Source organism: Hymenobacter roseosalivarius DSM 11622 (assembly GCF_900176135.1).
In the GTDB taxonomy this organism is placed as follows: domain Bacteria; phylum Bacteroidota; class Bacteroidia; order Cytophagales; family Hymenobacteraceae; genus Hymenobacter; species Hymenobacter roseosalivarius.
Window position 1 is genome coordinate 1 of sequence record NZ_FWWW01000071.1, and the last position, 20,381, is coordinate 20,381.

The 20,381-nt window shown below is 50.3% G+C and carries 16 protein-coding genes and 4 tRNA genes; 17 read left to right on the plus strand and 3 right to left on the minus strand.

The window, feature by feature from the left end:
- Positions 1 to 61: 61 nt before the first annotated feature.
- The 3 genes from frr to B9A24_RS11555 all read right to left on the minus strand — a co-directional run bounded on the left by frr (position 62) and on the right by B9A24_RS11555 (position 2,073).
- The gene (frr, locus tag B9A24_RS11545) at positions 62 to 625 is read right to left on the minus strand and encodes a ribosome recycling factor (RefSeq protein WP_084445943.1); all 564 of its coding nucleotides are present in this window, start codon (positions 623 to 625) and stop codon (positions 62 to 64) included.
- Positions 626 to 724: 99 nt separating this feature from the next.
- Positions 725 to 1,501 (minus strand): UMP kinase, encoded by a 777-nt coding sequence (pyrH, locus tag B9A24_RS11550; RefSeq protein WP_084445946.1) that lies wholly within the window; start codon positions 1,499 to 1,501, stop codon positions 725 to 727.
- 68 nt (positions 1,502 to 1,569) lie between these two features.
- Entirely contained in the window at positions 1,570 to 2,073 is a 504-nt protein-coding gene (locus B9A24_RS11555) for an acyl-CoA carboxylase biotin carboxyl carrier protein subunit (protein ID WP_084446128.1), read from the minus strand.
- A 97-nt stretch (positions 2,074 to 2,170) separates the two neighbouring features.
- Here B9A24_RS11555 and B9A24_RS11560 point away from each other — a divergent pair, with 97 nt between their 5' ends.
- From B9A24_RS11560 to rpsG, 17 genes are all read left to right on the plus strand, one after another.
- Entirely contained in the window at positions 2,171 to 4,771 is a 2,601-nt protein-coding gene (locus B9A24_RS11560; RefSeq protein WP_084445949.1) for a M1 family metallopeptidase, read from the plus strand.
- Positions 4,772 to 5,023: 252 nt separating this feature from the next.
- A tRNA-Tyr gene (locus B9A24_RS11565) sits at positions 5,024 to 5,106 on the plus strand.
- A 99-nt stretch (positions 5,107 to 5,205) separates the two neighbouring features.
- Positions 5,206 to 5,278: transfer RNA gene (locus tag B9A24_RS11570), tRNA-Gly, on the plus strand.
- A 62-nt stretch (positions 5,279 to 5,340) separates the two neighbouring features.
- Positions 5,341 to 5,412: transfer RNA gene (locus tag B9A24_RS11575), tRNA-Thr, on the plus strand.
- Positions 5,413 to 5,584: 172 nt separating this feature from the next.
- Positions 5,585 to 6,775, plus strand: coding sequence for an elongation factor Tu (gene tuf, locus B9A24_RS11580; RefSeq protein WP_084445952.1), 1,191 nt, complete (start codon positions 5,585 to 5,587; stop codon positions 6,773 to 6,775).
- 117 nt (positions 6,776 to 6,892) lie between these two features.
- Positions 6,893 to 6,963, plus strand: a tRNA-Trp gene (locus B9A24_RS11585).
- A complete protein-coding gene (gene secE, locus B9A24_RS11590; RefSeq protein ID WP_317044240.1) occupies positions 6,961 to 7,209 on the plus strand; it encodes a preprotein translocase subunit SecE in 249 nt (82 codons plus the stop codon). The genes B9A24_RS11585 and secE overlap by 3 nt, the downstream gene beginning before the upstream one ends.
- 11 nt (positions 7,210 to 7,220) lie before the next feature.
- Positions 7,221 to 7,781: a transcription termination/antitermination protein NusG gene (gene nusG / locus B9A24_RS11595; RefSeq protein WP_084445958.1), complete on the plus strand. Its 561-nt coding sequence runs from the start codon at positions 7,221 to 7,223 to the stop codon at positions 7,779 to 7,781.
- Positions 7,782 to 7,908: 127 nt separating this feature from the next.
- Positions 7,909 to 8,352 carry a 50S ribosomal protein L11 gene (gene rplK, locus B9A24_RS11600; RefSeq protein WP_084445961.1) on the plus strand — a complete coding sequence of 148 codons (444 nt, stop codon included), beginning with the start codon at positions 7,909 to 7,911 and terminating at the stop codon, positions 8,350 to 8,352.
- A gap of 21 nt (positions 8,353 to 8,373) precedes the next feature.
- Positions 8,374 to 9,069: a 50S ribosomal protein L1 gene (gene rplA / locus B9A24_RS11605; RefSeq protein WP_084445964.1), complete on the plus strand. Its 696-nt coding sequence runs from the start codon at positions 8,374 to 8,376 to the stop codon at positions 9,067 to 9,069.
- Positions 9,070 to 9,086: 17 nt separating this feature from the next.
- On the plus strand, positions 9,087 to 9,641 hold the full coding sequence (gene rplJ / locus B9A24_RS11610) for a 50S ribosomal protein L10 (RefSeq protein WP_084445966.1): 555 nt from the start codon (positions 9,087 to 9,089) through the stop codon (positions 9,639 to 9,641).
- A 68-nt stretch (positions 9,642 to 9,709) separates the two neighbouring features.
- Entirely contained in the window at positions 9,710 to 10,090 is a 381-nt protein-coding gene (rplL, locus tag B9A24_RS11615) for a 50S ribosomal protein L7/L12 (protein ID WP_084445969.1), read from the plus strand.
- Positions 10,091 to 10,293: 203 nt separating this feature from the next.
- Positions 10,294 to 14,184, plus strand: coding sequence for a DNA-directed RNA polymerase subunit beta (gene rpoB / locus B9A24_RS11620; RefSeq protein ID WP_084445972.1), 3,891 nt, complete (start codon positions 10,294 to 10,296; stop codon positions 14,182 to 14,184).
- Between the two features lie 117 nt (positions 14,185 to 14,301).
- Complete coding sequence (gene rpoC, locus B9A24_RS11625) at positions 14,302 to 18,651, plus strand: DNA-directed RNA polymerase subunit beta' (RefSeq protein ID WP_084445975.1); 4,350 nt, start codon at positions 14,302 to 14,304, stop codon at positions 18,649 to 18,651.
- Between the two features lie 108 nt (positions 18,652 to 18,759).
- Positions 18,760 to 19,092 carry a DUF3467 domain-containing protein gene (locus B9A24_RS11630; protein ID WP_084445978.1) on the plus strand — a complete coding sequence of 111 codons (333 nt, stop codon included), beginning with the start codon at positions 18,760 to 18,762 and terminating at the stop codon, positions 19,090 to 19,092.
- Positions 19,093 to 19,359: 267 nt separating this feature from the next.
- Entirely contained in the window at positions 19,360 to 19,788 is a 429-nt protein-coding gene (rpsL, locus tag B9A24_RS11635; RefSeq protein ID WP_084445982.1) for a 30S ribosomal protein S12, read from the plus strand.
- Positions 19,789 to 19,874: 86 nt separating this feature from the next.
- Complete coding sequence (rpsG, locus tag B9A24_RS11640; RefSeq protein ID WP_084445985.1) at positions 19,875 to 20,342, plus strand: 30S ribosomal protein S7; 468 nt, start codon at positions 19,875 to 19,877, stop codon at positions 20,340 to 20,342.
- The last annotated feature ends 39 nt before the right edge of the window (positions 20,343 to 20,381 follow it).

Genomic DNA, 20,381 nt, shown 5'->3' on the forward strand with positions numbered 1-20,381 from the left:
AACTAACAAAAAAGCCCCCCAGACTTGTCTGGGGGGCTTTTTTGTTAAGAAGTAAGCATGCTCACACCGTCATAATCTCGGCTTCTTTCTTACTCATCAGGTCGTCAATCTTGGTGATGTAGCTGTCAGTGGCTTTCTGCACTTTGGCTTCGGCGTCCTTTACCGCGTCTTCGGCAGCGCCTTCCTTTAGCAGCTTGCGCAACGATTCGTTCACGTCTTTGCGAATACCACGAATACGCACCTTGCCGCCTTCCGACTCGTTTTTTACCTGCTTTACCAAGTCGCGGCGGCGCTCTTCCGTCATGGGCGGAATATTCAGGCGTACGCCTTCCGCGTCGGACTGTGGGTTGAGGCCCAGGTCACTGTTCTTAATAGCCTTTACTATCTCACTGACGATATTTTTCTCCCAGGCTTTGATATAAAGCGAGCGGGCGTCGGGCGCGGAAATATTGGCTACCTGGCTAATAGGAGTAGGCGTACCATAATAATCCACGCGCAAACCCTCCAGCATGGCCGGCGAAGCTTTGCCTGCCCGAATGCGGCTCAACTCCAGGCTGGTGTGTTGCAGGGCCTTCCCCATCGATTCCTCCGCCTCGCTCAGATAAAACTGAATTTCTTCGTCCATTGTGGAAATGTTGAATGTTAAAAGTTGAATCCTGAATAGTGCCTATCGATTAATTCGGTAGGCGCTATTCAGTACGCATAATGTCAGATGTGAAAAGTATTAAGCTGGTGAATTCAGATTAGGTTGCAGGCTGCTATGCTTGGCCTCCGAAATTTGCCCCCTAGCGCCTTCCATGGACACCCGCGTACCGATATTCTCGCCGTCAATCAGACGCTGCAAGTTGCCGGTTTTGTTCATGTCGAATACAACGATGGGCAGGTTGTTTTCCTTGCAGAGCGTGAAAGCAGTCATATCCATCACGTTCAGATTCTTCTCTATCACCTCATCAAAGGAGATTTCAGGATAACGAACGGCGGAAGGGTCTTTCTCCGGGTCAGCTGAGTAAATGCCATCTACGCGAGTGCCTTTCAGCACCACATCAGCCTCAATCTCAATAGCTCGAAGGGAAGCCGCCGAGTCAGTGGTAAAGTATGGCGAGCCGATGCCAGCTCCAAAAATAACCACGCGGCCTTTTTCCAGATGCCGCAGCGCCCGCCGCCGGATATAAGGCTCGCACACTTGCTGAATAGTAAGGCCGGACAGTAGGCGAGTATTCACCTCGAGTTTCTCGAGGGCACTCTGCAAGGCCATTGAGTTAATAACCGTGGCTAGCATTCCCATATAATCACCCTGCACCCGATCGAGGCCAAAAGTTTCGGCCTGCACGCCCCGAAAGATATTGCCGCCGCCAATTACTACAGCTAGCTGCGTACCCGTAGCCGCTACCGCCTTTATTTCTTCGGCATACTGCATCAATCGAGCGGCGTCGATACCGTATTGCTGTTGGCCCATCAGCGCCTCGCCGCTTAGCTTGAGCAGGATTCGTTTGTACTTCAAAATGGTGGGAGTTGGTGGATAAGATGCTTACAAAAAAGGGTAGCCTATACTACCCATTCCAAACGCATTTAGGTGAACTGTACGAGCACCTGACCCTTCTGCACGTTATCGCGCAGATTTATTTTGATGGCTCCGATCGTAACGTCGCTCGGTGCTTTTAGAATGTTCTCCATTTTCATTGCTTCCAATACCAGAAGCGGGTCACCCTTCTGTACCGTTTGGCCGGGCTCTACCCGGATATCCACGATCAGACCGGGCATTGGGGCTTTCAACTCGTTCACCTTGCTGGCCGTAGCATTGCTCATCCCCAACTTATCGAGCAGTAAATCGAAGCGGTCTTTGGCCTGCACCTCCACGAGGCGATTATTCAGCTTTAGTTGAAGTGTTTTGGCCGCATAATCAATCGTGATTAGCTCAGCAGAGTAGGAGCGCCCCTCATACAGTATGTGGTAGCGGCCGGAGCCTAGTGCTACGATGTCCCAATTAAAGGGCTCATTATCTACGCTGATGGAGCTGTTGGCTTGGTACTCAATGTCCCATATTTGATTGGGTCCGGTGCGCACTTGCAGCATAGGGTAAGGGCAGTAAAAGACGGAAAGGGGCTTAAAGATAGGCCAAATCTGAAATAATTTCGGAACTTTAGCCATCCTTTCCTTATTGCCACCCAGCATGAAATACTCGGTCCTCGGCGCTCTTAGCCTGGTCCTTACGTGTCACTTCGGGGCTCCGGCTCAAGCGGTGAAATCCAACAAGCCGGCGGCAACCAAAGCGGCCGTAACCAAAAAAGCCCCCTCTACAGCTGCATCGCCAAGCACTCAAACGGCACCAGTTACCTCAATAGTCGTCCCTTCTTGGTTGCCCCCCACCAATCCTGCACAGCCATCGGCTACCATCCTCACCGACGTACTTGATACGAAGCTCGACGTACGGTTTGATTGGTCCAAGCAACAGCTGCTGGGTACCGCTTTGCTTACGCTACGTCCGCATTTCTATACGCAGAACCAAGTTATACTCAACGCCAAAGGCTTCGACATCAAAAACGTACGTTTGGTTACGGGTAATAAAGACAAGACGCTTACTTATGGCTACGATAAGCGTAGGCTGACGATTAACTTGGACCGCCAATACACGCGTTCTGAGACGTATCAAGTCCGTATCAACTATATAGCGAAGCCCAATGAACTGCCTTCCAATGGTAGTGCGGCTATTACCTCTAATAAGGGTCTGTACTTTATAAACCCGCTGGGCACCGAGAAAGACAAGCCGAAGCAAATCTGGACGCAGGGAGAGACTGAGGCTAACTCCTGCTGGTTTCCGACCATTGATAAGCCAAATCAGCGGATGACCCAGGAGATTGCCATGACGGTGGAGGCGCAATACAAAACGTTATCTAACGGTCTGCTGGTTTCTTCTAAAAAGAACTCTGATGGCACTCGCACGGATGTGTGGAAACAGTCATTACCTGCTGCGCCCTACCTAACCATGCTGGCCGTGGGTAATTTTGCTGTGGTGAGCGACACTTGGCGGGGCAAAGCAGTAGAATATTACGTTGACCCACAGTATCAAAGCACGGCCAAGGCAATATTCGGGAACACACCCGAAATGATGGAGTTCTACTCCCAGAAGCTCGGCGTAGACTTTCCGTGGGAGAAATACTCCCAAATCGCCGTACATGATTTCGTGTCGGGGGCAATGGAAAACACGACCGCCGTTACGTTTGAGCAGTCCATCGTACAGCGGTCAGTGCGCGATATCCTGGACATGAACTACGACGCTGAGTCAACCATCACCCACGAGCTATTTCATCATTGGTTCGGTGATTACGTCACGAGCGAGTCGTGGTCCAATTTGCCTCTCAACGAGTCATTTGCCGATTACTCGGAATTTCTGTGGGCTGAGCACAAGTACGGTGCTGATGCCGCTGCTTTAGTACAGCAAAAAAGCCTGAGCCAATATTTGGATGAGGCCCGGAGTAAGCGTGAGCCACTTATACGCTATCAGTATGCTAGCCAGGAGGATATGTTCGACCGACACTCCTATAATAAGGGAGGACGGGTACTGCACATGCTGCGTAAGCAGGTGGGTGATGAAGCCTTTTTTGCTTCTTTGAACCGCTATCTGACTCAACACAAATACACAGCCGTTGAGTTGTCTGAGTTGCGTACTGCATTCGAGGATGTGACCGGCGAGGATCTGATGTGGTTCTTTGACCAGTGGTTTCTGCAACGGGGCCACCCTGAGCTACGCGTTACGCATAGCTATGCTGGGGGGCAAATCGCACTGCGCGTTCAGCAATTGCAGGATTCTACCTTCTCACCTATTTATCGTTTGCCTATCACCGTCACAACTTGGGTAAATAACCAGGCTACTGACCATCGTATCGTTGTCACGAAGGCTAACCAAACGTTTCAACTACCGGCCAGTCAGCGTCCTGCCTTGGTGAAGTTTGATTCTGGGGGGCAATTATTAGCGGATATTGAGGAAGAGCTAACGCAAGACGAACTGCTCTATCAGTATTATCACGCTCGTAGCTACTTGCAGAAATACGAAGCCATTGAAAAGCTGCGCCCCAAACTAGCCGACCTGGCTGTAAGCGGTATGATGCGCAACGCTTTGAACGACAGCTTTTGGGCCGTGCGCCAAGCGGCGGCAGAAGCGCTCCGGCGGTACAAAGGGTCGGAAGGCAATGCCGTACGATCTGAGCTTCAACGCGTGGCAGCTAGGGACAAGAAAAGCCAAGTCCGAGCCGCCGCTCTAACAAGCCTGTCTTCCTTTCAAAATGAAGATTTTGGCTCTGTATACTCTGTCGCCCTTACGGACAGTTCCAATCTTGTAGTTGGTGCCGCTCTTAATGCGCTGGCCAAGGCGCCCACTATTGAGTCGAGAACTCAAATAAATAAGCTTCGGGAAAATGCCGGCCCCAGCTTATTAGGTGCGTTATCCAATTACTATGCTCTCAATGGTGGTGTCGAGCAGTACCAATGGTATCTGGGCCGTATGGGCGAAGTAAGCGACGAAGATCTGTATGAATCCTACTTACAGAGCTTTGCCATCTTTATGCTGCGAATGCCTCCAGTTGAGCGTGATAAAGGAATTCAGCGTCTGGAGAGCTATGCCCGCTCTCACTCGCGCGATATTGTCCGGCTCGGCGCATACAAGGCCTTAAGTACGATGGCTTCTAGTATGCCTGCCTTAAAAACGACGCTTCAGGATATTCGCATGAAAGAAAAAGACCCTAACCTGAAGACGATGTATACCTTGCTTCAGTAAAGTCAGGCCCTGTCTTTATAGCTCTCAGGCAATTGATTAGCTTCAAAATCAGCCGACTGAACTCAACGTGTGGGTGGCTATTTTTTAAAAATTATCACACACAGCCAGAAAAAATATTGAAAGCTTTTCGCCTGTGAGCTTGACTTACATCAGAAAGCCGTTAATTTTGCAACTCCTTTTGCCGCCCTACCACTTTAAGGTAGTTGTTTTAAAGGGAAAGTATTCTCTATAAATGGTAGAGAAAACATATTAGGGGAGGTTCCAGAGCGGCCAAATGGGACAGACTGTAACTCTGTTAGCGTAAGCTTTCGAAGGTTCGAATCCTTCTCTCCCCACTGAGTAAGTATAAAAGTTTGAGAATTGAGGCATTGAAAATGGTGGCTGTAGTGGCATCTTTTTTATGTTTCAACCCTCAAGTTTTTAAGCTTGATATCGCGGGAGTAGCTCAGTTGGTAGAGCGACAGCCTTCCAAGCTGTAGGTCGCGAGTTCGAACCTCGTCTCCCGCTCTTTGTTATTTAGCAGTCACTGTTTTGTTAAGCTGTTAAGGGATAAGTAAGAACCGAATTAAGCCGTTTTAGCTCAGTGGTAGAGCACTTCCTTGGTAAGGAAGAGGTCATGGGTTCAAATCCCATAAATGGCTCAATACATCAATATGAATACCGGCGGAGCAGCGCGACTGCACCGTTTGGATCTGTCAGCAAGATAGAGCGATATGCAGAAGCTTTTAACATAGCGCTGCGTTTCGCTTTCTTGTAGGTTAGTTCAGTCGCGTTTCACTCTCATCCTCATTACATTTCTCTAATCTCTTTACAATGGCCAAAGAAAATTTTGATCGTTCCAAGCCGCACGTGAACATCGGTACGATCGGGCACGTCGACCACGGCAAAACCACCCTGACCGCTGCTATCACTATGGTACTGGCGGGCAAAGGTTTGGCTGCTAAGCGTGACTTCTCCTCGATCGACAACGCTCCTGAGGAAAAAGAGCGCGGTATTACTATCAACACGTCGCACGTAGAGTACGCTACCGAAAACCGTCACTACGCTCACGTTGACTGCCCAGGTCACGCTGACTATGTGAAGAACATGGTAACGGGCGCTGCTCAGATGGACGGTGCTATCCTCGTGGTAGCTGCTACTGACGGCCCAATGCCCCAGACCCGTGAGCACATTCTGCTGGCTCGCCAGGTAGGTGTACCTCAACTGGTAGTATTCATGAACAAAGTCGACATGGTCGACGACCCCGAGTTGCTCGAACTCGTTGAGATGGAAATCCGTGAGCTGCTCTCTTTCTATGACTTCGACGGCGACAATATTCCAATCATCCAGGGCTCGGCTTTGGGTGGCCTGAATGGTGATGCCAATTGGGTTCCCAAGATTGAGGAATTAATGGCTGCTGTTGACAGCTTCATTCCGATTCCTGCTCGTCTGACCGACCTGCCCTTCCTGATGCCTGTAGAGGACGTGTTCTCTATCACGGGTCGTGGCACGGTAGCAACTGGTCGTATTGAGCGTGGTATCATCAACTCGGGTGAGCAGGTTGATATCCTCGGTATGGGTGCAGCTCCTGGCTTGAAGTCGACCGTAACAGGTGTGGAAATGTTCCGCAAAATCCTTGACCGCGGCGAAGCTGGTGATAACGTTGGTTTGCTCCTGCGAGGTATTGAAAAAGAAGCCATCCGTCGCGGCATGGTTATTTGCAAGCCAGGCTCGGTAACTCCTCACCAGAAGTTCAAAGCTGAAGTTTACGTTCTGTCGAAAGAAGAAGGTGGCCGTCACACGCCATTCTTCAACAACTATCGCCCCCAGTTTTATCTGCGTACCACTGACGTTACTGGTATTATCACCCTACCCGAAGGTGTAGAAATGGTAATGCCTGGTGACAACATCACTATCCAAGTGGAGTTGATCAGCAAAGTAGCTATGGAGAAAGGTCTCCGCTTCGCTATCCGCGAAGGTGGCCGTACCGTAGGTGCTGGTCAGGTGACTGAAATCCTCGACTAATTATTAACAGTCAAGACGATCCGCCCCCGAAAAATCGGGGGCGGATTTGTTTTGAACCTAGTTTACCTTACATTTGCACTCCCAATTGAGGCTTTTGTTTCGTAGGGTACATTTTTTACGGGCGTAGTTCAAGGGTAGAATAGAGGTCTCCAAAACCTTTGATGGGAGTTCGAATCTCTCCGCCCGTGCAAAAAGATCGTTTATCTGGTCTAATCTTAAAGCCTAATCCGGCTCCAGACATGAGTAAGCTGACAAATTATATCCGCGAGACGACTGAGGAGATGCGCTACAAGGTAACGTGGCCTTCTTTCGAGGAACTGCAGAAAAGTGCTGGTCTGGTACTACTTGGTTCACTTATTTTTGCGGCCATTGTTGGTGCTATGGACTTGGTTTTCAATACGAGCCTTCAAGCTTTTTACAATTCATTCCGTTAATCGGCTGATCAATGGGAGAGTTGAAGTGGTATGTAGTTCGTTCCGTAAGCGGGCAGGAGAAAAAGGCTAAGCAGTATCTGGAAACGGAACTTGGCCGACACAATCTGACGGAGATGGTGCCACAGGTACTAATTCCGATAGAGAAGGTGTTCGAGATGCGCAATGGTAAAAAGCGCGTCCGAGAGCGGAACCTGTATCCGGGCTACATCATCATTCACGCCGATCTGGCCCACGGCGAGGTTGACCATATCATTACTAGTACGCCCGGTGTTATCGGCTGGGTAGGTAGTAAGGACAATAAGACGGCCACCAGCAAGCCTGCTCCGCTACATATATCGGAAGTGAACCGCATTTTAGGAATTGTAGATGAGCAGGAGGAGCAAACAGCTTCGCTGGAAACTCCTTTCATCACCGGTGAATTGGTGAAAGTAATCGATGGAGCCTTCAGCGGCTTCTCCGGTACAGTTTCCGAAGTATTCGAAGAGCGTAAAAAGCTCAATGTTATCGTCAAGATTTTCGGCCGTAGTACTCCCATGGAGCTAAGCTACACGCAGGTCGAGAAGGAATCATAGTCATAGATTTTATCGTCGCTGGCTAGTCGCTTCGAGCTGGTGATGCTTCCACATAGTATTTCGAAGCAAATTTTAAACTGAGGGCCCACGGTGTTACGACCTGCAAGCCTGAAGCCTTTCAACCCCAATGGCCAAAGAAATTAGAGGTTATCTGCGACTGCAGATAAAGGGAGGCGCTGCGAATCCTTCGCCGCCGGTTGGACCTGCACTTGGTAGCAAAGGCCTTAACATCATGGAGTTCTGCAAGCAGTTCAATGCGCGCACTCAAGATAAGGCCGGCCAAGTATGTCCCGTTTTGATCACCATGTACACCGATAAGTCTTTCGACTTTGTGGTGAAAACACCCCCCGCGCCGGTTTTGCTGCTTGAAGCAGCAAAGATCCAGAGCGGGTCGAAGGAGCCCAACCGGAATAAGGTAGGCTCGGTTACCTGGGATCAGGTGCGCCAAATTGCTGAGACCAAAATGGCTGACCTCAATGCTTTCAAGATTGAGTCGGCTATGAAGCTTGTTGCTGGCACCGCCCGCAGCATGGGTATCACCGTTAAGGGCGATTCTCCCTTCGCAAACTAACTTTTAAACCTAGAAAATCTCATGGCAAAAGTTAGCAAAAAACGCAAGGAAGCCCTTGCTAAGCACGACTTAACGCAAGTTCGCTCATTAGTTGAGGCAGCGAAAGTAGTGAAGGATATCACCTACACTAAGTTTGACTCATCTGTTGACATTGACGTGCGTTTGGGCGTTGACCCCCGTAAAGCCGACCAAATGGTGCGTGGCGTAGCTACGTTGCCCCACGGTACCGGCAAAACCGTTCGTGTACTAGCTCTAGTAACACCTGATAAAGAAGCCGAAGCAACTGCTGCTGGTGCTGACTTTGTTGGCCTTGATGACTACATCTCGAAAATCGAGAAAGGCTGGACTGACATCGACGTAATTATTACGATGCCGTCAGTAATGGCTAAAGTAGGTCGTCTGGGTCGCGTACTCGGCCCTCGTGGCTTAATGCCTAACCCTAAGTCGGGTACTGTTACCACTGACGTAGCCAAGGCTGTACAGGAAGTAAAAGCTGGTAAAATCGACTTTAAAGTTGACAAGACTGGCATCATTCACTGCAGCGTAGGCAAAGTATCTTTCGACGATAATAAGCTCGCCGAAAATGCTTTCGAAGTAATTCAAACGCTTACGCGACTGAAGCCTTCATCGGCTAAGGGTACTTACATCAAGAGCATCACGCTTTCGAGCACGATGAGCCCGGCTGTTCCGGTAGACACGACGGTAACTTCCGCCTAACTAACTGACGACGAACTATGACCCGGGAAGAAAAACAAGACCTCGTCAACGAGTTGAGCGAAAAGTTTCAATCGCACAACGCGTTCTATATCACGGATGCCTCTACGATGTCCGTGGCGAAGATCAACGATTTCCGTCGCCTGTGCTTCAACCGCGGGATGGAGTACAAAGTGTACAAGAACACGTTGATCCGCAAAGCACTCGATACCCTCGGTGGCGATACTGCCGAGATGGATGAGGCTTTGAAAGGCCAATCAGGCATTCTGTTCTCGAAAGAGTCAGGTAACGCACCGGCCAAACTGTTAAAGGATTTCTATAAGCAGCAGAACTACAGCAAAACTGCAGTTCCTAAGCCAGCTCTCAAAGGAGCATATATTGACAGTGGCGTTTACGTCGGTGTTAATCAGTTAGAAATGCTTAGCACTATCAAAGGCAAGCAGGAACTGCTCGGTGAAATCATCGGCCTGCTGCAATCACCTGCCAAGAACGTTATCTCTGCTCTGTCGAGCGGCGGCAGCAAATTGGCTGGTATCCTCAAGACACTTTCCGAAAAAGAAGAGGTTGCAGGCTAACCGCTGCTCATCTTTTTCACTTTCAATTTCCAAACGATTCAATAACCTTTTTTTAACAATCTACAGAAATGGCAGATTTGAAAGCATTCGCTGAGCAGCTCGTTAGCCTGACGGTGAAAGAAGTAAACGAACTGGCTACTATCCTGAAGGACGAGTACGGCATTGAGCCTGCTGCGGCTGCTCCAGTAATGATGGCTGGTGGCGGCGGTGGCGCTGCTGCTGAAGCTCCCGAGGAGAAGACCTCGTTCGACGTAATTCTGAAGGCTGCTGGCGGCGCTAAGCTGGCTGTAGTTAAGTTGGTAAAGGACCTAACTGGTCTTGGCTTGAAAGAAGCCAAAGAACTAGTTGACGGTGCTCCTAAGCCTTTGAAAGAAGGTGTTACCAAAGATGAAGCCGACACGCTGAAGAAGCAATTGGAAGAAGCCGGCGCTGAAGTAGAAGTTAAGTAAGCTGCGGCCCGCTTTTTCTCCTATAAACTTGGATAGGCCTGGCAACTAAGCCAGGTCTTTTCCTGTTTGTAGGCTATAAGTTTTAATAAAATGCCCCCCAGCGCCGCATTGCGGCTTTTCGTGCCTACGGGTACGTAGGTGGGAATGGTCAGGTTGACCAGAGTTAGTAAGCTTCAGTGTCCATTTCTTAAGACCCAAACGCATTGGCTACACCGAAAGCAGAGGCTTTGCAGAAAGCCGTTGAGCGAATCAATTTCGCCAAGATTAAAAAAGTTATCGAGTATCCGGACTTTTTGGACGTGCAACTGCAGTCGTTCCAGGATTTCTTTCAGTTGGAGACTGCGGCCGAAAGCCGTGCCGACGAAGGCCTGTTTAAGGTGTTCGCGGAGAACTTTCCAATCTCGGACTCGCGCGAGAATTTTGTGCTACAGTTTATGGATTACCACGTCGACCCGCCGAAGTATTCGGTCGACGAGTGCATTGACCGTGGCTTGACTTATTCTGTACCGTTGAAGGCTAAGCTTCGTCTTATCTGCAACGATACGGATAATGAGGACTTCGAGACGATTGAGCAGGAAGTGTTTTTGGGAAATATCCCTTACATGACCGAAAAAGGCTCGTTCGTTATCAACGGTGCTGAGCGTGTTATTGTATCACAGTTGCACCGCTCACCTGGTGTGTTCTTTGCCCAAAGCAAGCACACCAACGGTACTAAGCTGTACTCAGCGCGTATCATCCCGTTCAAAGGCTCGTGGATTGAGTTTGCCACGGACGTGAACAACGTGATGTACGCTTACATTGACCGGAAGAAGAAATTTCCGGTGACTACTTTGCTTCGTGCTATCGGTTACGGAACTGATAAAGACATTCTCGATCTATTCGGTTTGTCAGAGGAGGTAAAGGCAGAGAAGAAGAGCTTGAAAAAGGCAGTAGGTCGTAAGTTGGCTGCTCGGGTGCTACGTACCTGGACAGAGGACTTTGTGGACGAGGATACCGGTGAAGTGGTCTCTATCGATCGTAACGAAGTTCTGTTGGAGCGTGACTCTACTATTCAGGAAGAGGACATCGATACCATCCTGAATGCGGGTCCAAAGTCTATCATTCTCCACAAAGAGAATGTAAACATCGCCGACTTCGCTATTATTTATAACACCCTTCAGAAGGACAACTCCAACTCGGAGAAGGAAGCTGTAGAGCAAATTTATCGTCAGCTCCGTAATACAGAGGCACCTGACGAGGAAACTGCTCGCGACATCATCCAAAAGCTGTTCTTCTCTGATAAACGCTACGACCTCGGTGATGTTGGTCGTTACCGTATCAATAAAAAGCTCGGTCTTGACAAGAACTGGGAAGCTCGGGTACTGACTAATGAGGACATCGTTCTCATCGTGAAGTACCTGATCGGTCTTATCAACTCGAAGGCAGTAGTCGATGATATTGACCACTTGTCTAACCGTCGGGTACGTACGGTAGGGGAGCAGCTTTACGCTCAGTTTGGCGTAGGCCTGGCCCGTATGGCGCGTACTATTAAGGAGCGCATGAACGTGCGCGACAATGAGGACTTCAAGCCTGTTGACCTTATCAACGCTCGTACGTTGTCATCGGTTATCAATTCCTTCTTCGGTACGAACCAGCTTTCTCAGTTCATGGACCAAACTAACCCGCTGGCCGAGGTGACGCACAAGCGTCGCGTATCGGCACTGGGGCCAGGAGGTCTGTCGCGTGAGCGTGCTGGTTTCGAGGTGCGTGATGTACACTACACCCACTACGGGCGTTTGTGCACCATCGAGACTCCTGAAGGACCAAACATTGGTTTGATTTCTTCACTATGCGTTCACGCTCGCGTGAATGGCATGGGCTTCATCGAAACGCCTTACCGCGCTGTAAAAGAAGGCAAGGTGGACGTAAGTCATGAAGTGAAGTATCTGACCGCTGAAGAAGAAGACACTCACCACATCGCGCAGGCTAATGCTCGCATCGATGATAAGGGTAACTTCTTATCAGAGCTTGTTAAAGGCCGTTTTGAAGGTGACTTCCCAGTTGTAGAGCCAGCGGAGTACTCCTATATGGACGTTGCGCCGAACCAGATTGTATCAGTAGCTGCTTCGTTGATTCCGTTCTTGGAGCACGATGACGCCAATCGCGCACTGATGGGCTCGAACATGCAACGTCAGGCCGTACCACTGCTCCGTCCTGAAGCTCCTATCGTGGGCACGGGTCTGGAAGGTCGTACTGCTATTGACTCTCGTACGCTGGTTGTGGCCGAAGGCGATGGTGAGATTGATTATGTTGATGCTAATAAGATCATCGTTCGCTATGATCTGACTGCTGAAGATGTCCTCGTGAGCTTCGATGCAGAGCGAGTATCATATGACTTGATCAAGTTCCGTCGTACCAACCAGGATACATGCATCAACCTCACGCCGCTGGTGAAGAAAGGCCAGCGCGTAAAGCAGGGTGAGCCGCTGTGTGAAGGTTATGGCACCAACAAGGGTGAACTAGCTCTCGGTCGTAACATGCAGGTGGCCTTTATGCCATGGCAGGGTTACAACTTCGAGGATGCTATCGTTATTTCGGAGCGTGTAGTTCGTGATGACATATTCACTTCTATCCACATTGAGGAATTCGAGCTGGAAGTTCGGGAGACGAAGCGTGGTGAGGAGGAGTTGACGTCGGAAATCCCGAACGTGAGCGAAGAAGCTGTTCGTAACCTCGACGACAACGGTATCATCCGTTTGGGCGCTGAGGTGAAGGAGGGCGATATTCTGATTGGTAAGATCACTCCTAAGGGTGAGACCGATCCGACGCCTGAGGAGAAGCTTCTCCGCGCCATCTTTGGTGACAAAGCTGGTGATGTGAAAGACGCTTCGCTTAAGGCGCCGCCATCCTTAAACGGTGTAGTTATCGGCACTAAGCTGTTCTCACGTCCTAAGAAGGACAAGAACCTGCGTGCTAAGTCGAAGAAGGAGGTAGAAGAGTTGAAAGACCGCTACGCCCAAGAACTTCGTAGCGTGAAGTCGGTGATGGTTGAAAAGCTGGTGCAACTTCTGGAGGGCAAAACCTCTCAGGGTGTGAAGCACAAGTTTGGCGATGAGATCTTGTCTAAAGGAGTGAAGTTTGGTAAGAAGAACGTCACCGAGGCGCTCTTCCCCGAGAAGAACCCTTATAAGGATGAGAGCAACTACGCTGTGCCGGAAGAGGTGAACATGTTCAAGGACCTGATCCTGGAGAACTGGACCGCCGACGAGAAAGTGAATGGCATGCTGCTACAATTGGTGAAAAATTACGCCAAGCGCCGCAACACTATCACGGCTCGTTTCAAGCGCGACCGGTTTACGCTGGAAGTGGGTGATGAACTGCCCGCTGGTATCGTACAGTTGGCCAAAGTTTACATCGCCAAGAAGCGTAAGCTGAAGGTGGGGGACAAAATGGCTGGTCGTCACGGTAACAAAGGCGTTGTCGCCCGCATCGTGCGCGATGAGGATATGCCTTTCCTCGCTGATGGTACGCCAATGGACATCGTGCTTAATCCGCTCGGTGTACCAAGCCGTATGAACATCGGTCAGATTTATGAGACTGTACTAGGCTGGGCTGGCCTCAAGCTAGGTCGTACCTACGCCACCCCGATTTTCGATGGTGCTACCGAAGATGAAGTATCCAAAGAACTCGCGGAGGCTGGACTGCCAATTTTTGGACGTTCTTATTTGCACGATGGTCTGACTGGTCAGCAGTTCGACCAGCCGGTAACCGTGGGTGTTATCTATATGCTGAAACTAGGTCACTTGGTGGATGACAAGATGCACGCCCGTTCTATCGGACCATACTCGCTTATTACGCAGCAGCCGCTGGGTGGTAAGGCTCAGTTTGGTGGTCAGCGCTTCGGCGAAATGGAAGTGTGGGCGTTGGAGGCCTTCGGTGCGTCGAACGTACTGCAGGAAATCCTGACGGTGAAGTCGGACGACGTTGTTGGCCGAGCCAAAGCTTACGAAGCCATCGTGAAGGGCGACGTGCTACCCAAGCCAAATATTCCTGAGTCGTTCAACGTACTCATTCATGAGCTACGTGGTCTGGCACTGGAAATCACGCTTGAATAACTAGAAAAAGGCGCGGCCCGAGTTCTGATTAATTGGAACGGGCCGCGCCAGCTCTAGTGTTACGATAGGCTGCAAAGCACATTTTACTTCTGACATAGTTTTTAGAAAAACGACAGTATGGCGTTTGCAAAGAATAAAAAACTGGTGCAGGACTTCTCGAAAGTCACTATCTCGCTGGCCTCGCCCGAATCCATTCTGGAGCGGTCGAACGGTGAAGTAGTAAAACCCGAGACGATCAACTACCGGACGTACAAGCCTGAAATGGGTGGCCTGTTTTGCGAGCGGATTTTCGGTCCTGTGAAGGACTGGGAATGCCACTGCGGCAAATACAAGCGCATCCGTTATAAGGGCATCATCTGCGACCGTTGCGGCGTAGAGGTGACTGAGAAAAAGGTGCGTCGGGAGCGGATGGGCCACATCGAATTGGTGGTGCCTGTTGCTCACATCTGGTACTTCAAGTCTCTGCCCAATAAGATTGGCTATTTGCTGGGCATGCCCACCAAGAAGCTCGACCAGATTATTTACTACGAGCGCTACGTAGTGGTGCAGCCGGGCGTGCTGGCCGAAGAGGGCGTACAGCAGCTTGACTTCCTCACAGAAGACGAGTACCTGGACATCATCGATAAACTCCCCCGGGAGAATCAGATGTTGCCCAATGAAGATCCGAATAAGTTTATTGCCCGTATGGGGGCTGACGCGCTGCAACTCCTGTTGGAGCGTACAAACCTTGATGAGCTTTCTTATAGCCTTCGCGACTCCGCAGCACACGAGACTTCGCAGCAGCGTAAAGCTGATGCGCTGAAGCGTCTGCGTGTAGTAGAAGCTTTCCGCGATGCGGCTACTCGCATTGAGAACAAGCCCGAATGGATGGTGATTCGCATGGTGCCGGTGATTCCACCGGAACTGCGTCCGCTTGTTCCATTGGATGGGGGGCGTTTTGCTACTTCCGACCTGAATGACCTGTACCGTCGCGTTATCATTCGTAATAACCGCCTCAAGCGCCTTATCGAAATCAAGGCTCCTGAAGTGATTCTGCGGAATGAGAAGCGCATGCTGCAGGAAGCTGTAGACTCGCTGTTCGACAACTCGCGTAAGGTAAACGCCGTGCGCGCCGAAGGTAACCGTGCCCTAAAGTCGCTGTCCGATATGCTGAAAGGCAAGCAGGGCCGTTTCCGTCAGAATTTGCTTGGTAAGCGTGTTGACTATTCTGGCCGTTCGGTTATTGTAGTTGGTCCTGAGTTGAAGCTGCATGAGTGCGGTCTGCCAAAGAATATGGCAGCTGAGCTGTTCAAGCCTTTCATCATCCGTAAGCTCATTGAGCGCGGTATTGTGAAGACGGTGAAATCAGCGAAGAAAATTGTAGATCGTAAGGATGCTGTAGTGTGGGACATTCTGGAGAACGTGCTGAAAGGCCATCCAGTCCTGCTTAATCGTGCTCCTACCTTGCACCGCTTAGGTATCCAGGCGTTCCAGCCTCGCCTGATAGAAGGTAAGGCAATCCAATTGCACCCACTCGTTTGTACGGCTTTCAACGCTGACTTTGACGGTGACCAGATGGCTGTGCACGTTCCACTAGGACCGGCTGCTATCCTGGAAGCTTCAACGTTGATGCTGGCTTCGCACAACATTCTGAACCCAGCCAACGGCGCACCTATCGCGGTACCGTCGCAGGACATGGTACTCGGACTGTATTATGTAACAAAAGGCAAGCGCAGCACCGATGAAGAGAAGGTACAAGGCGAAGGCCGTATCTTCTACTCAGACGAAGAGGTTGTAATTGCTATCAATGAAGGTCAGCTTTCGAAGCACGCCTTTATTAAAGTTCGTACGAAAGTGCGGAACGAGAACGATGAGCTTGTTACCAAGATCATTGAGACCGTAGCCGGACGTGTTCTGTTCAATCAGCTTGTTCCTGAGGAAGTAGGTTTCGTTGACGAGCTGCTGACTAAGAAAAAGCTGCAGCAGATTATTTCGCTTGTGTTCAAGCGTACGGGCATGGCCCGCACGGCTCAGTTCCTCGACGACATCAAGACACTGGGTTTCCAGTCGGCTTACAAAGGTGGTTTGTCGATGGGTCTGGGTGATATTCAGATTCCGAAGGAGAAGGATGCCCTTATTGCTCAGGCTCAGGCCGACGTGGTAGCAGTAACCCAAAACTACCAGATGGGTCTGATTACCGATAACGAGCGTTACAACCAAGTTATTGACATCTGGACGCGTATCAACAACCAGATCACGGAGACGCTCATGGGCCGCCTCGAAAAGGAGAACCAGGGTTTCAACTCGATCTATATGATGATGCACTCCGGTGCTCGTGGCTCGCGTGAGCAGATTCGTCAGCTCGGCGGTATGCGGGGTCTAATGGCTAAGCCGCAGAAGTCGCTGCAAGGCTCGGTTGGTGAGATTATTGAAAACCCGATTCTGTCTAACTTCAAAGAAGGTCTGGACGTTATCGAGTACTTCATCTCAACCCACGGTGCTCGTAAAGGCCTCGCCGATACAGCACTGAAAACGGCTGATGCTGGTTACCTGACGCGTCGTCTGGTAGACGTATCGCAGGACGTAATCGTGAACGAGGTGGACTGCGGTACTCTTCGTGGACTTGAGGTTTCGGCCTTAAAGGACAATGAGGACATCGTAGAATCTTTGGCTGAGCGTATCCTCGGTCGTGTGGCAGTTCACAATGTTGTGAACCCACTGAATGATGAGATAATCTTAGCTGCTGGCGAAGAAATCACTGAGGAAATCACTCGCTTGATTGACAATACAGCTATTGAGACGGTGGAAATCCGTTCGGTACTGACTTGTGAGTCGAAGCGTGGTATTTGCGCCAAGTGCTACGGCCGTAACCTGTCTTCTGGCCGCATGGTGCAGAAAGGTGAGGCTGTTGGTGTAATTGCCGCTCAGTCTATTGGTGAGCCTGGTACTCAGCTTACTCTGCGTACCTTCCACGTAGGTGGTACGGCTTCTAACATTGCTGTTGAAGCTAGCATCCGTGCTAAGTTCGCAGGTACGGTTGAGTTCGAAGATATTCGTACGGTAGCTACTACCACCGATGAAGGTGTGAAGGGCAAAGTAGTAATGGGTCGCTCAGGCGAAGTTCGGATTGTAGATTCTGCTACTGGCAAAGTCTTCATCTCGAACCACGTTCCTTATGGCTCTTTCCTGATTGTTGACGAAGGTCAGCAAGTAGAGAAGGGTGATGAGCTTTGCAACTGGGATCCTTACAACGCTGTCATCCTTTCTGAATTCGACGGTACTGTTCAATACGATGCTATCACGGAAGGAATCACCTACCGTGAGGAATCAGATGAGCAGACAGGTCACCGCGAAAAGGTTATCATCGAATCAAAAGCTAAGGATCAGAACCCATCAATCATCGTTAGAGCTGGTAAGAAAGGCGACACCGAAGGTCAGAAGAGCTATAGCATCCCAGTAGGTTCGCACCTTAATGTGGAGAATGGCGACAAGATCAAGGCTGGTCACATTCTGGCTAAGATTCCCCGCGCTATCGGTAAGACCCGCGACATCACTGGTGGTCTGCCTCGTGTAACGGAGCTGTTCGAAGCTCGTAACCCATCGAATCCGGCTGTCGTGTCGGAAATCGACGGTGTAGTAACGTATGGTACTGTGAAGCGTGGTAACCGTGAAATCTTCATTGAGTCGAAAGACGGCGTGAAGAAGAAGTACATGGTGCCGCTGTCCAAGCACATTCTGGTGCAGGATAATGACTTCATTCGTGCTGGTATGCCGCTTTCTGATGGTGCTATCACGCCATCCGATATCCTGAGCATTCAGGGTCCGGGTGCTGTGCAGGAATACCTCGTGAACGAGATTCAGGAAGTATACCGCTTGCAGGGTGTGAAAATCAACGATAAGCACATTGAGGTGGTAGTTCGCCAGATGATGCAAAAGGTGGTTATCCTCGATGCCGGCGACACAACTTTCCTCGAAAATCAGGTGATCGACAAGATCGTCTTCATGGAGGAGAACGATACCATCATCGATATGAAGGTGGTTACTGAGGCTGGCGACTCTACGGAACTGAAGCCTGGTCAGATTGTGAGTGCCCGCCGCCTGCGCGACGAGAACTCCAGCCTAAAGCGCCGCGACTTAAAACTCGTAGAAGTGCGCGACGCGCAGCCTTCGGTTTCTCGTCCGACACTGCAAGGCATCACCCAAGCCTCGTTGGGCACGCAAAGCTTCATCTCGGCCGCTTCCTTCCAAGAGACGACCAAGGTGCTTAGCGAAGCGGCTATCCGTGGCAAGGCTGATGAGCTGCTGGGCCTGAAGGAGAACGTAATCGTTGGTCACCTTATCCCGGCTGGTACCGGCCTGCGCGAGTATACGCGTCAGGTTGTGGGCTCGAAAGATGAGATGGAAGCAGCGGCCGCTGCACCCAAGGCTGACACTGAAACAAAGCGTCCTGCTCGCGCAAGCAAGCGTGAGGCTTCGATTCAGGAGTAGTATTTGATAAGTGAGTAAAGAGAAAAGCCGACTGGATACTTTCCGGTCGGCTTTTCTCTTTTCACTAATTTTGATTTCAACCTATTATTTGCCCCCCAACCTTATTATATGAATCAACCTCCTGATCAAAATGCCCCCCAGGATCCGAACGCAATCAACATTGAGTTGTCTGAACAAATTGCGGAAGGTGAGTACGCCAATCTAGCTATGATTGCGCACAGCAGTGGGGAGTTTGTTATCGACTTCATCCGGCTTATGCCGGGCTTGCCGAAGGCAAAGGTTAAGGCTCGCATTGTAATAACGCCGGAACATGCTAAGCGTCTTTTGGCAGCGCTGGCTGATAATGTAGACCGCTTCGAGCAGACGTTCGGGCAAATTAAAACGCAGCCTGATATGCCAAACTTCCCAATGAACTTCGGTGGCACAATGGGCGAGGCGTAAACTTTATAGATAAGCTGAGCCTTATTAAGATTGCCTTCAATACTTAGAGAGGAATCCAAAAAGCCCCCCAGCTATTATCTAAGGCTTTTGTGATACAAATGATAGGCTAGTTGTAAGGGTTAAGTGAGGCAGGAGATAAGTCACTTGCTATAAAGCACTTTCCCTAAAACAAACTATTTCAACCTGTTTGCTATTGTAAAGCAACTTCTATACCTTTGCAAGCCTAATTTTTTGGGAGAGAACCCTCCTTGACAAACCATTCCGTAGATGCCTACCATCAATCAGTTAGTACGAAAGGGAAGAGAAAAGCTGACGACTAAGTCAAAGTCGCCGGCACTCGATTCCTGCCCGCAGCGCCGTGGCGTTTGCACCCGTGTATATACCACTACGCCCAAGAAGCCAAACTCGGCGATGCGTAAAGTCGCTCGTGTGCGCCTCACCAACGGCAAAGAAGTCAACGCCTACATCCCAGGCGAAGGCCACAACCTGCAGGAGCACAGCATCGTGCTGATTCGCGGTGGCCGCGTGAAGGACCTTCCCGGCGTGCGTTACCACATCATCCGCGGTGCTCTTGACACTGCTGGCGTAGGTGGTCGTACGCAGCGTCGTTCGAAGTATGGCGCTAAGCGTCCGAAGCCAGGGCAGCCCGCTGCAACCGGCAAAGGTGGCAAGCCAGCACCCGGCAAGAAAAAATAATTAAATAAGAGATGAGTAGTAAGGAGTGAGAGGTGAGACGCAGTTCTTATCTCACTTCTCACTTCTCGGTACTCACTTCTGATAAAATGAGAAAGTCAAAACCAAAAAAGCGCATCCTGCTGCCTGATCCTAAATACAAGGAGACGTTAGTAACCCGTTTCGTCAACTACATGATGTATGACGGAAAGAAGAACCTAGCGTACAGCATTTTCTATGAGGCCTGCGAGCTAGTGGAGCAGCGCACCAAAGAGAGTGGCCTCGAAATGTGGCGCAAGGCCCTGAACAACGTGATGCCTACCGTAGAAGTGAAAAGTCGCCGTGTAGGTGGTGCTACCTTCCAGGTGCCGATCGAAGTTCGTCCTGACCGTCGCATCTCTGTTGGTGCCAAGTGGATGATTCAGTACGCTCGTCGTCGTGGTGAGAAGACCATGAAGGATAAACTGGCCGGCGAAATCATCGCCGCCGCTAAAGGCGAAGGTGCTTCCGTGAAGAAGAAAGACGATACGCACCGGATGGCGGAAGCCAACAAGGCTTTCTCGCACTTCCGTTTTTAAAGGAGAAAATTAGGGACTTGGGGACTAAGGAGCTTCAGG

Coding starts and splice junctions, on each gene's coding strand:
- frr (WP_084445943.1), bottom strand. CDS start 625: ATGGACGAAGAAATTCAGTTTTATCTGAGCGAGGCGGAGGAATCGATG.
- B9A24_RS11555 (WP_084446128.1), bottom strand. CDS start 2,073: ATGCTGCAAGTGCGCACCGGACCCAATCAAATATGGGACATTGAGTAC.
- B9A24_RS11560 (WP_084445949.1), top strand. CDS start 2,171: ATGAAATACTCGGTCCTCGGCGCTCTTAGCCTGGTCCTTACGTGTCAC.
- tuf (WP_084445952.1), top strand. CDS start 5,585: ATGGCCAAAGAAAATTTTGATCGTTCCAAGCCGCACGTGAACATCGGT.
- nusG (WP_084445958.1), top strand. CDS start 7,221: ATGGGAGAGTTGAAGTGGTATGTAGTTCGTTCCGTAAGCGGGCAGGAG.
- rplK (WP_084445961.1), top strand. CDS start 7,909: ATGGCCAAAGAAATTAGAGGTTATCTGCGACTGCAGATAAAGGGAGGC.
- rplA (WP_084445964.1), top strand. CDS start 8,374: ATGGCAAAAGTTAGCAAAAAACGCAAGGAAGCCCTTGCTAAGCACGAC.
- rplJ (WP_084445966.1), top strand. CDS start 9,087: ATGACCCGGGAAGAAAAACAAGACCTCGTCAACGAGTTGAGCGAAAAG.
- rplL (WP_084445969.1), top strand. CDS start 9,710: ATGGCAGATTTGAAAGCATTCGCTGAGCAGCTCGTTAGCCTGACGGTG.
- rpoC (WP_084445975.1), top strand. CDS start 14,302: ATGGCGTTTGCAAAGAATAAAAAACTGGTGCAGGACTTCTCGAAAGTC.
- B9A24_RS11630 (WP_084445978.1), top strand. CDS start 18,760: ATGAATCAACCTCCTGATCAAAATGCCCCCCAGGATCCGAACGCAATC.
- rpsL (WP_084445982.1), top strand. CDS start 19,360: ATGCCTACCATCAATCAGTTAGTACGAAAGGGAAGAGAAAAGCTGACG.
- rpsG (WP_084445985.1), top strand. CDS start 19,875: ATGAGAAAGTCAAAACCAAAAAAGCGCATCCTGCTGCCTGATCCTAAA.